The 12,142-nt window shown below is 53.2% G+C and carries 8 protein-coding genes and 1 tRNA gene; 6 read left to right on the top strand and 3 right to left on the bottom strand.

Features of this window, described 5'->3' with window-relative positions; translation table 11 throughout:
* Nucleotides 1-107: 107 nt before the first annotated feature.
* Nucleotides 108-914, bottom strand: coding sequence for a hypothetical protein (locus tag F454_RS0100580; RefSeq protein WP_018968674.1), 807 nt, complete (start codon nucleotides 912-914; stop codon nucleotides 108-110).
* A 375-nt stretch (nucleotides 915-1,289) separates the two neighbouring features.
* Here F454_RS0100580 and F454_RS0100575 point away from each other — a divergent pair, with 375 nt between their 5' ends.
* Nucleotides 1,290-3,569, top strand: coding sequence for an FdhF/YdeP family oxidoreductase (locus tag F454_RS0100575; protein WP_018968673.1), 2,280 nt, complete (start codon nucleotides 1,290-1,292; stop codon nucleotides 3,567-3,569).
* Between the two features lie 47 nt (nucleotides 3,570-3,616).
* Here the strand turns inward: F454_RS0100575 and F454_RS13640 are convergent, their stop codons facing one another.
* Together F454_RS13640 and F454_RS0100565 are read right to left on the bottom strand one after the other, a co-directional pair.
* Nucleotides 3,617-4,009, bottom strand: a complete 393-nt coding sequence (locus tag F454_RS13640; protein ID WP_033367097.1) for an acyl-CoA thioesterase — start codon at nucleotides 4,007-4,009, stop codon at nucleotides 3,617-3,619.
* Between the two features lie 164 nt (nucleotides 4,010-4,173).
* Nucleotides 4,174-5,127 carry a ThuA domain-containing protein gene (locus F454_RS0100565; RefSeq protein ID WP_018968671.1) on the bottom strand — a complete coding sequence of 318 codons (954 nt, stop codon included), beginning with the start codon at nucleotides 5,125-5,127 and terminating at the stop codon, nucleotides 4,174-4,176.
* A gap of 300 nt (nucleotides 5,128-5,427) precedes the next feature.
* Here F454_RS0100565 and secA point away from each other — a divergent pair, with 300 nt between their 5' ends.
* The 5 genes from secA to F454_RS13635 all read left to right on the top strand — a co-directional run bounded on the left by secA (nucleotide 5,428) and on the right by F454_RS13635 (nucleotide 12,126).
* Nucleotides 5,428-8,562, top strand: coding sequence for a preprotein translocase subunit SecA (gene secA / locus F454_RS0100560; RefSeq protein WP_018968670.1), 3,135 nt, complete (start codon nucleotides 5,428-5,430; stop codon nucleotides 8,560-8,562).
* Between the two features lie 107 nt (nucleotides 8,563-8,669).
* On the top strand, nucleotides 8,670-9,431 hold the full coding sequence (locus tag F454_RS0100555; RefSeq protein WP_018968669.1) for a succinate dehydrogenase/fumarate reductase iron-sulfur subunit: 762 nt from the start codon (nucleotides 8,670-8,672) through the stop codon (nucleotides 9,429-9,431).
* A 128-nt stretch (nucleotides 9,432-9,559) separates the two neighbouring features.
* On the top strand, nucleotides 9,560-11,239 hold the full coding sequence (locus F454_RS0100550; protein ID WP_205618970.1) for a sulfatase-like hydrolase/transferase: 1,680 nt from the start codon (nucleotides 9,560-9,562) through the stop codon (nucleotides 11,237-11,239).
* A 125-nt stretch (nucleotides 11,240-11,364) separates the two neighbouring features.
* A tRNA-Leu gene (locus tag F454_RS0100545) sits at nucleotides 11,365-11,449 on the top strand.
* 104 nt (nucleotides 11,450-11,553) lie between these two features.
* Nucleotides 11,554-12,126 (top strand): hypothetical protein, encoded by a 573-nt coding sequence (locus F454_RS13635; RefSeq protein ID WP_018968667.1) that lies wholly within the window; start codon nucleotides 11,554-11,556, stop codon nucleotides 12,124-12,126.
* Nucleotides 12,127-12,142: the final 16 nt, after the last annotated feature.

Here is a 12,142-nt window from a genome sequence, read left to right as displayed (position 1 = left end):
TCCTATATAGCGGTGGAACGCAAACATATACCCCAAATTGTTGTTCGCGCAAGTAAAAGCTGCTACTTAATATTCCCTTCTAACTCCTAGTGCTTAATGTGCTTTTTTTAAGCCGCCACCACTCGGTGCTTTACCACCCCGAGACCCTCAACGCCACATTCTATCAAGTCACCTCTGACGGCATTCCCCCCAGCTTCACAGGCCTCCTCCGTGCAGAGTAAATTCGTCAGCGCGACGACATCTCCCGGACGACAATCAATCCTAGCAATCACTTCTTCTAACAGGGTATTCATGCAAAGGCTCATTTCATTGTACCACCCTAGAGTCTGCACATGATTATTCAATTTACTCCAGTATCTCGCAATTTGATCATCCAGCGGGTGCTGACCAAGCTCATCAGTAGTTAGCATCTGACTCCCCATGCCACAACAGACCTGCTCCTCACCATGGTATTGTACATGAAAACACCCCATCGCCAAACATCCCACAAATCGCATCATTTGTGTCAAATGAGATGCTGGGCGTGGATTCCCCAACACACAAGCGACGGAAACTGAATCCAAGATGACCGCTGAGGCGGAGTCTACCAACATGGGGTCTCGTGCACCGTAAACAGTGACCTCCTCAGAATTGATCTCCATTTGCGCCCCAGCATCATCCACGCTACAATGGTTAACCACATGCACGCGTGAAGACGACATTTGCAGCGGAGGCGCCATACGCACCTGATCGCAAACCTCCACGCCACCACGGCATCCATTACGCACCCACTCTCGCAATTGACTCACTCCCCCATCAGCAAAGAATTCTGGATCAAAATCTTCAAACCTCGCACCTGCGTCAATCAACTCCCCACTTGCCAATAACACCCCTGGTCGCTCATCTCCCAACTCACCAAATCGAACCATCCTCATACTGGAAAAACTACTACAACAAATCACTGACACTCAAGCACTCACCAAAAATCAACACTAACACACCCAAACACAGGCGACGAGAATGAGAGGACAACACGACCGAAGCCTAGCACCTCATAACATCCTCAGATCCCACAATTCTTTGGACTGCCTGATTGTATCCGTTGATTCACAATCAAGATTCATAATGAAAAATGCACCTTCTCGTGAAAAAAAAAGATAAATTTGTGCTTCATCCGGAGCCAGAGTCGTCGCACACTGCCGCCAGCCAAGGCTAAACCATCTCATACATACCATGAATTTCACTGACCAAAGTCTCTAGAAGTCATTGAATTTCACTGCCTCAATCCTTTTCCAAACAACCAAGCAAACATGCAATCCGAAGACGCCAATTTGAAACTCAAGAAGGCTAAAACGTGGGCGGCAGGAAGCCCAGCCGTCATTTCATCCCTCAAGCACGTGATGAGCACCGCTGGTCCAGTGCGCGGCACCAAAGCTCTACTCGACCTCAACCAGACTGCTGGTTTTGATTGCCCATCTTGCGCTTGGCCTGACCCAGATGACCACCGCGCCATGACCGAGTTCTGCGAAAATGGAGCAAAATCGATTGCGTCAGAAGCCACCTCGTTCACCGTGGATCCTGCATTTTTTGAGAAATACTCTGTTGCTGAACTCATGGAGAAGAGCGACTACTGGCACGACCAACAAGGCCGCCTCACGCACCCGATGGTACTGGAAGAAGGCGCAACTCACTACAAGCCGATCTCATGGGATGATGCATTCTCCCTGATGGCAAAAGAACTCAAGTCACTCAATCATCCAGACGAGGCGATCTTCTACACATCTGGCCGCACCAGCAACGAAGCCGCCTTCATTTACCAACTCTTTGTGCGCCACTTCGGCACCAACAATCTACCTGATTGCTCCAACATGTGCCACGAATCCAGTGGCTCAGCCCTCGTGCCATCCGTAGGCATCGGCAAAGGCACCGTCACCCTGGATGACATGCATCATGCCGACGTCATTATTAGTGTAGGCCAAAACCCGGGCACCAACCACCCACGCATGCTAGGCTCACTCGAAGAGTGCATCGAAAACGGTGGTGAAGTAGTGGCGATCAACCCACTCAAAGAAGCTGGCCTTTTAGGCTTTGCGCACCCACAGCGTCCAAAAGGCATGATGAACCGCGCGACCCCACTTGCCGATCAATACCTGCAAGTGAAAATGAATGGTGACATGGCAATCTTTCGCGCCCTCGCAAAGTGTATCGTCGCCGAAGATAAGAAAACGGAAGGTCAGGTCATCGACCACCAATTCATCGCTGAGCACACTACAGGCTTCGAGTCCTACCTCGGTGCCGTTGAAGCCACAAGTTGGGAACAAATTCTCGAAGATTCCGGTATTGAGAAAAGCGAACTCGAGCGCCTCGCTAGCAAAATCATCGCCAAGGACAAGAAACTCATCACCTGCTGGGCCATGGGCGTCACACAGCAGAAAAATGCGGTCGACACCATACGTGAGATCGTCAACGTCCACCTTCTTCTCGGAGCCATCGGCCGCCATGGAGCGGGCCTCTGTCCAGTACGTGGCCACTCCAATGTCCAGGGCGACCGCACCATGGGCATCTACGAAAAGCTACCAGAAGAGCAACACCTGCTTCTTGAGAAAGCCTTCCACTTTGAGTCCCCACGCAAACATGGCTACGATGTGGTCGAAGCCATCGAAGCCATGCACAAGAAGGAAGCGAAATTCTTCTTCGCCATGGGTGGAAACTTCCTGCAAGCAGCCCCTGACACAGATTTCACCGCCGAGGCGCTGCAAAATTGTGACCTAACTGCACACGTGGTCACCAAGCTCAACCGTTCACTCCTCGTGACAGGCAAGACCGGCCTCATCCTACCATGCATCGGCCGCACAGAGCTTGACTTCACTGGGAATGCGACTGCCCCACAGTTCATCACTTGTGAAAATTCCATGGGAATCGTGCACATGTCCACGGGCCGCTTAAAGCCAATCTCCGACACACTCATGTCAGAGCCAAACATCGTAGCGCACCTCGCAGACAAAGCAGTTGGGAATACAGAACACGTCAACTGGCTGGAACTAGGCGCTAACTACGACCTCATTCGCGATGCCATCGAAGCCAGCATTCCTGGCTTTGAGAACTTCAACGAGCGCGTGCGCACACCGGGCGGATTCTACCTTCAGAATGATGTGAAAGATCGCGTCTGGAACACGGCAACCAAGAAGGCCAACTTCCATAAGTCCGAGCTTAGCATCTTCCAACAAAGCAAGTCCGACACTCTCGTACTTCAGACACTGCGTTCACACGACCAGTACAACACCACCGTCTATGGTCTCGACGACCGCTACCGTGGTATCGGCAATGAACGCATGATCGTCTTCCTCAACCCTGAAGATATGAAAGAGCGCGGAATCAAACCAGTGCAGTTGGTGCAAATCACTAGCCACTGGGATGACGGCGACCGCTCACTTAGCGGATTCAAGGCCATCCCATACGACATGCCACGTGGCGCCGCTGCTGCCTATTTCCCAGAAGCCAACCCACTCATCCCGATTGGCAGCACCGCAGACATCTCAAACACACCGACATCGAAAGCCATCGAAGTGAGCATAGCCCCACAAGCTTAAGAATCGTCTCCCTATGCCAGCAGCCACCCACGCTGCTACCTGAGCGATCAAATCATCGCCGCCAATGCCCGCATATACTCTGCGGGCATTTTTTGTGCCTTGCCTGCGCGGGAAACGCAGACGGTAACCATCTGTCCTTTGGCAGCCAAATGCTCGCCTGCCAGCACCTCAAACTCCCAGCTAACCTTGCGCTCTCCAACCTCCACCACACTGAGTTGCACCACCAAATCATCACCAAACCTCACCGGCTTGAGGTAATCACATCCTACCTTCACCCGCGGAAAACCGAACTCAGACGATAGCACCTCAAAACCTAGAATGCGAAAGCCCGCATGCTCAGCCTCCTCCACATACTTTAGAATGTTGGTAAAGTGCACCACACCGGCCATGTCCGTGTCGGCAAATGACGCAACGCGTCGGTACTCAGGAAACGATCTCATCACCACCATGCATAGCACAATACGATATCCAGACGAGCACGATTTTCAGTTAGATCCAGGGTCATCTATCAGATGCTAGAACATCTGGTCGGACTGCCCGTAGCCCCCCCCGTTCCACAAGCGCCCACTTGCGATAACGATACCACAGCCCTCAGCCCCTCAAATTATTTTTTAGGTCCTCGGGGTTTTTGGCCCCAATCGCGCATGTCGTCCGTTGTGCCCACCATCCCATCCTTGGTAATCCCCTCAGTCACCAATGGCATCCATGGGTCAGCCTTTTGCCGCAGCGCCCACGCCAGGCCTCGAAAGAGAATCAATCGAAACTCAGGATCGTAATAAGAAAACGTGTTGTGTCCCGCACTGGTAGCAAACACCCTTCCCTCACCGAGAGAATAGGTCCAAAACACAGGATGCCGATCCACCGATAATTTCGAGGCCTCCACCTGCTTGCGACTGTGCCCAGTCGGCCCAGCCCGCACCTCGCCTATCACATCCACGCCTTCGCTTTGTTGATGCAGATCCCAGTAAAACTCATCCACCAAGCGAATCGTATCCGGAAACCCTCGAAAAATGGGGTGCTCCTTCTTCACCTCCACATCTGCGAACAAGGCACCCCACTTCGAACGCCCTTCATCCCATGCAGCCCCAAAACACTCACACAGACGCTTCCCATCATTGGTCGGGCGCATGATCATCGATTCGTGAATCGCCATCACAGCCCCCCCATCTTTGATAAATTGACGCAGCTGTTGATACTGCGCATCACTCAAAGGTGGCAGGTGCAGGTAAAAGCAAATGGCATCTGCAGCCTCAAATTGCTCCGCACTAGGAAACTCATAGACCGTTTCAACTGAACAACGAGGAACGCTAGCGAGCAAGCCACTCATGAGATCCCGCACGCGTGTGTAATCGTGATTTCCTGGCGCATGCGGCCGGTCATAACCCCAGACCCATAAGATATTGAGATCACAGCTAGGCTCAACTACCTCCACCGGACCAATCATATCTTGCACCTGAGCCAGAGGGATTGGCTTCTTTGGTTGCTGCCAGCGGTGCTGTGCCAGAAGCCCCTGAGCACCAAACAACACCACACAGATTGACAGGGTCAGCACCCGCATGCTGCAGCACCATTGAGAACGATCAAACACCATGCATCACACTACGTAAAATGACGCAGATTCTGTCAAGGGGAACGGCAAAAACCCATCTACCAACAAACAATCACCCTCTCATTGCACGCACATTCAGCCCCCGATTTAGGTGCCAAATCTAGCCGTTTCTCCACGTGCGTTTCAGCCGCCATCCAGCTCGACAGCTCACGTGAAAAAGATTTGTGACATGCTCACTATCTCCCTTGCCTATTAAGGGGATCAGGTGTAAGCACGTCCTGCCCATTCGAATAAAGCGGGCGCATTACTATGCTAAAGTGGATTCTTCAGAAAATTGTCGGTAATAAAAACCAACGCGAGATCAAGCGCATGAACCCACTCGTTGCTAAGATCAACGAGATCGAGGAAGCGCTACAGAACGAACCCGAAGCCAATGTCTTAGCCAAGGTCACCGCGTGGCAGAACCACCTGCACCGCTACCTCCCGCTCAACGCCCCCACCAAGCGCACTATCGAATCCCTTGAGCCTGAAGCACTAGCAGAACTTGCAACTCAGCTTGAATCCCGATTCGCAGCACTTCGCGAGGAGTACCCTAGCCTGCCAACGGTAGAATCAACCACCGATTCCATAGAAGCTGCAAAAGCAGCCTTCAGCGACATCGAAGATTCATTCACTGAAAAACGCGCCAAATACCTCAAACAGATTCTTCCAGAAGCCTACGCCGTCGTCAAAAACGGGGCGCGTCGCATGTGTGGCCGCAACATCACCATCAGCGGCAATGAAGTCGCCTGGAACATGGTGCACTTTGACGTCCAGCTAGTCGGCGGCATCGCTCTTCACAATGGCATGATTGCCGAAATGCAAACAGGTGAAGGTAAGACACTCGTGGGCACACTCCCCGTGTTCCTCAACGCACTCACCGGCCTAGGCGTGCACGTCGTGACCGTGAATGACTACCTCGCCCAACGTGACTCCGAATGGATGGGCGCGCTTTATTCTTACCTGGGCCTCACCATTGGATGCATCCAGAACCAACAAGCCCCACATGTCCGTGGCGCCCAGTACCAGTGCGACATCACCTACGGCACCAATGCTGAGTTCGGCTTCGACTACCTCCGCGACAACGGCATGTCATCCTCACGTGAGGAACAAGTGCAGCGCAACCACTACTTCGCCATCATCGATGAGGTTGACTCCATCCTTATCGACGAAGCACGCACCCCGCTCATCATTTCTGGCCCATCCACCATCTCCAACACCGAGCAATACAATGCCTACAAAGGCAACATCGAGAACTTGGTGAAAAAGCAAAATGTGCTTTGTAACGAGCTTGCAGAAGAAGCAAAAAAAGCACTCGCTGAAGGCGACGAAGTCACTGCGGGCCGTGCCCTCTTCAAGATCAAGCTAGGGCAGCCACGCTCCAAGCAACTCGCACGCTACATGCAAGAGCCAGACTCTCGCCGCCTGATTGAAAAGACAGAGCTCGAGATGTACCAGGATGCGCAGAAAAAAGACCTCTACGCCATCAAGGAAGAACTTTACTACACCATCGATGAGAAAGGCCACGACGCCGACCTCATGGAACTCGGCCGCAGCTACCTCGACCCAAGCGACGAGCACGCCTTCGTCCTCCCAGACATCGGCGAAGAATACGCCAACATCGATGCCGATAGCTCGCTCAACGATGAAGCCAAAGCCGTGGCCAAGGACGCGATCCAATCCCGACTTGACCAACAAGGCGAGAAAATGCACTCCATCTCCCAGCTTCTCAAAGCCTACTGCATCTACGAAAAAGACGTAGAGTACGTCGTGGAAGAAAACAAAGTGGTCATCGTCGACGAACAAACTGGCCGCAAGATGGCTGGCCGTCGTTGGTCTGATGGCCTCCACCAAGCGATTGAAGCGAAAGAAGGTGTGACCGTCGAGCGTGAGACTCAAACCTACGCCACCATCACCATCCAAAACTACTTCCGCCTCTACGAGAAACTTGCCGGCATGACTGGCACCGCGGAAACCGATGCCGCAGAATTCCACGACATCTATCGTCTCGACGTGCTGCCAATTCCGACCAATCGCCCGAACACTCGAGTAGACGACAACGATCAAGTCTTCAAAACACGCCGCGAGAAATACAACGCCGTGGTGAAGAAGATTGCTGAAGCCCAAGAGCGCGGCCAGCCCGTCCTAGTCGGCACCGCTTCCGTCGATGCCTCCGAGACACTCTCACGCATCCTCAAAGGCGCCAAAATCAAACACAAAGTCCTCAACGCAAAGTTCCACGAACAAGAGGCTGAAATCATCGCAGCAGCCGGCCAACAAGGAGCCGTCACAGTCTCCACCAACATGGCCGGCCGAGGCACCGACATCAAACTAGGTGAAGGAGTCGAAGCACTCGGTGGACTCTACGTGATCGGCTGCGAACGCTACCCATCACGCCGCGTCGACCGCCAGCTCCGCGGTCGTTGTGCACGTCAGGGCGACCCTGGTCTCTCGCAGTTCTTTATTTCTTTTGAAGACGACCTCATGCGCAACTTTGCCGCGGCAGACCGCATGACCACCATGATGGAACGCTTCGGAATGGAAGAAGGTGAAGCCCTCGAACACAAATGGCTCAACCGCTCCATCGAGACCGCTCAAAAACGCGTCGAACAACGTGACTACCAGTGGCGTAAGCGCGTTCTTGACTTCGATGATGTCATGAACATGCAGCGTGAAGTCGTCTATGGCTACCGCAACGAAGTACTCACCTCCGAAGACCCAAGCGAGCTACTCAACGAAGTGATCGAAGAAATGGTGCCTGACCAGGTCTACAACTTCCTCGAAAACCGTGATGAAGGCTCGCCGGATTACAACGAGCTACTCGGCTGGATCAACACCACATTCCCACTCGCACTGAGCATGGAAGAAAGCGGCCTCCAGACACGTGACACCGAAGCCAACTGCGAATGGCTCATCGAGCAAGTCAAGGCAGCCTACAAAGACAAAGTCGCTGGCCAACCAGCCGAATACCTCGACCACCTCGAGCGCCAAATCATCCTCACCGCGATCGACCGCCTCTGGCAAGAACACCTCTACAACATGGATGCCCTCCGTGAAGGCATCCAGCTTCGTGCCCAAGGCCAGAAGGACCCACTTGTAGAATATAAAAACGAAGCATACTCGCTCTTCGAGACCCTCATGGGATCGATCAAAGCCGATGCGCTCACCAACCTCTTCCGCTCCACCGCGAGCCTCGATCAATTTGAGCAACTCCTGCAGAGCCTGCCGCAAGACTTTAACCACGATGACGCCCCCCCAGCGCAACAGCCAGCCATCGGCCAAGCACTCACGTCCCAGCAACTCGCTGGCGCACCACTCAAAAACAAAAAGCCAGTCAAAGTCGAGCTGCCAAAACGCAAGCCCATCGAACTAAAAAAACTTCCTAAGAAGCAAAGCAAAGCTTAAACTCGACTCAGCATTTAATCTGCTAATGCTAAAACATCGCATTACTCATAGATTAATTCCGATTCGTCCTTTTCAATCTAATTATTTCAGTTTACCAAACAAACACCATGTCCAAGCTTAATCTCACACTCAAAGTCTGGCGCCAAAAGAACGCAAATGACCGCGGCCACGTAGACACCTACGACGCCAAAGACATCCCGCTAGAGGCTTCTTTCCTTGAGATGCTCGACATCGTCAATGAGCGAATCATCAACGATGGCGGCAACCCAATCAACTTCGACCACGACTGTCGTGAAGGCATCTGTGGTATGTGCTCACTCACCATCAATGGTATCCCCCACTCCAAGGAGCAGGGCATCACCACTTGCCAGCTTCACATGCGCAAGTTCAAGGACGGCGAGACCATCTGGATTGAGCCATTCCGTGCCAAGGCCTTCCCTGTGGTGAAAGACCTCATCACCGACCGCTCAGCCTTCGACCGCATCATGGCCGCTGGTGGTTACATCGATGTGCGCACAGGCGCGGCACCGGACGCAAACTCCATGCCAATTGAGAAGAAGCTTGCTGATGAAGCATTCGACGCTGCAGCATGTATCGGTTGTGGCGCTTGCGTCGCAGCTTGTAAGAACGCATCAGCCATGCTGTTCGTTTCTGCCAAAGCCGCACACCTCAACAAGCTTCCTCAAGGCCAAGCAGAGAAGACCAAGCGCACCCTCGCCATGGTCAAGCAAATGGACGACGAAGGATTCGGCAACTGCACCAACCAATACGAGTGTGAAGCAGTATGCCCGAAAGAAATCAGCGTCGACAACATTGCGAAGCTCAATCGTGACTACTTCTTGGCCACCGCCAAAGACACAGTTGCATAAAGAGATTTTAAAGCTACTTTATTCAAAAACGCTGCATGAACTACACGCACATGCAGCGTTTTTTTATGCCATCATCCAGCCCAACTTCTCACTGGCAATCCACCAATCAATCCGATAGAGTCGCACCAATGCTCCGTAGAAACCACATCGCCGCAGTCCTCAGCATCAGCATCGCTTGGATCACACCAGCCAGCGCCGAGGATGCTGTCCTCATCGAGGAACCCACACCACCCAATGTGATTCTTATCACCAGTGACCAATTGGGGCATGACGCCTTTGCGGCAGAGACTCTCTCGCCATTCCAACACCTCTCACGGCTGCATTCACAAAGCCACCAATTCCTCAACCACTACATCGCTCCAGCAGTCCCACTCAACCAAGCCTCCATCCACACCGGCCGCTACAACATCCGCACCAAGACCGTAGACTACGGCTACGGCCGTGCGATGATGGCCGGTGACGAAGTCACCATCGCAGAGATCTTTACCGGCACCGACTACAAGTCTGGATTTTTTGGCACCTGGTGGCTCGGCAACAACTTCCCGATGCGACCAAAAGATCAAGGCTACACCGAGAGCTTGGTGCAATATAACGACTTCATCCCACCGCACTCTCAAGCTCCTGGCTCGGAGAATCTCAGCTTTGGCTTCCGCAACAATGCTGAAGCCACCCTTGGAGACGATGCCCCACACCACCTAACGACCCAGGCAGCGTCCTTCATCGAGAGCACCCATCAGCTCGACTACCCATTTTTCCTCAGCCTCAACATCCACACCCCAGTGGACCCTGAAGCTCAAGCACCAGCAAGGCAGCAGCTTCTCAGCGGGCTCGACCGCAGCCTTTCAGTCATCTTTGCAAAGCTCGACGAGCTCAAGATGACCTCCAACACCGTCATCGTCTTCACCACGACCCGCAGTCTGAGCAATGCCGACAGTCAGTCAGAGCTTCGCGGCACCCAGGGTTCCGTATACGAAGCCGGCGTTCGCGCACCACTCTGGATCATGCTGCCCCAGCCACCTCAATCGAGCCGCAGCCCCAAGCAAATCGAGACCGTCAGTGCCCAGATCGACATCCTACCCACGATCCTCGAATTCTGCCAGTTCGGCAGCCTCGATGCCTTCGCACTTGATGGTCAATCCTTGATCGGCGCCATCAACTCCGCCGTCCCCATTGAACTAGATCGAATCATCGTTCAGCAACACCACCTCGGTGCCACCGTAGCCAGCCGCCATCACTTCATGCTGCGCAAAGGTCCATGGAAGCTGCTCAACCCAAGTGACCCATCACAATCACGACGCAATAGCAGCAACTACGAACTCTATAATCTCAGCACCGATCCATCCGAATCCAAAAACCTAGCAAGCGAGAATAAAGACCAGGTCAAACAACTCCTCGACCTCTACGACGCTTGGTTCCTCGACGTCGCCGACACCCGCATCCGCGATCGCGGCATTTCCCCTATCCTCGTGAGCCGCCCTCAGGAAAACCCGCTCATCCTGATGGCAGACACCCGCATTAGCAACACCAGCTCATCCGACGGATTTTGGAAACTCCAGGCCGAGCACCCCAGCAGAGTCGATATCAGCTTCGACCTGCCGCCTCACGAAGGCACAGACCTCAAGTCATGGGTAGCCACTCTCAGCCTGCGCGATGCCAGCTACACCCAAGTCATCGACACCTCCACTGACCACGTCCACTTCACCGGCATCCCCCTCATCAAAGGGCGCAACATACTCCAAGTCGTCATCAACTCACCGGACGGCCAAAGCGAATTGCACCCACAGCAGGTACACCTGACCCACCGCTAAGGATTCAGCACCTGAGCTCATCCATTCGCCAACAAAGACTTGCGAGACCTCTCAAATGGTCTCGCATTTTTTACTCTTGATCATCCATCCTCTCCTTACCTAAGCTGCGCCCACCACTTCTAAGTGCGCACGTGGCGGAATTGGTAGACGCGCTGTCTTCAGGCGGCAGTGCCCTAGGGCGTGGAGGTTCGACTCCTCTCGTGCGCACCATTTCCTCCCCTACCTTTCCTCCCCTACCTTTCTTCCCTCGACTATAGCCCCCTTGGATTAGTCTTCTCGTAAACAAAAAATGCGCAGCGTAGCGCTCTTTGATTATGAAACTCCTACTACCACTTCTCGGCCTCACTTGCTTAAGTACTCCATTACTTGCCAATGAAAACCCAACACTCAAACCATTGAGTATTGAAATCGCCACACCCGCCCCAATTTGGCAGCTAGAAATCATCGAAGTGTACCAGTCCGCAAATGCCCTCATCCTCATTGCCAAAACCTCCCAACCAAACGACACCAGCAACTCTGCTGGCATCGTCGGCAAAGCCATTGACCAAATCGAGCTTCCCCAGGAATTGCTCAAACTCCCACGCAAACTCTACGTCTACGGCCAAACTTGGGAGGACAGCGAAGGCTACACCGTCATCACCGAATCCCAAATTCCAGAGATCATCAAAGGCGCCACCCTCGTGCATCAATCCAAAGCAAAACCAAACGACACTGACTTCATCGGACTCAGCATCGAAGATGCTCAAGCACTCAGCAAGAAACATGAGCTTCGTTGCCGAGTCATCGAAGTCGATGGCAAACCACGCCCCATGACACTCGACCTCCGACCAGATCGACTCAACTTCCACGTCAAAGATGGAAAAGTCACCAAAGTCACCCGTGGTTAATACCCGCTCGCACACA

It is taken from the genome of Rubritalea marina DSM 17716 (assembly GCF_000378105.1).
GTDB classification, from domain to species: Bacteria; Verrucomicrobiota; Verrucomicrobiia; order Verrucomicrobiales; family Akkermansiaceae; genus Rubritalea; species Rubritalea marina.
This window is presented reverse-complemented; position numbering and strand designations above follow the sequence as displayed.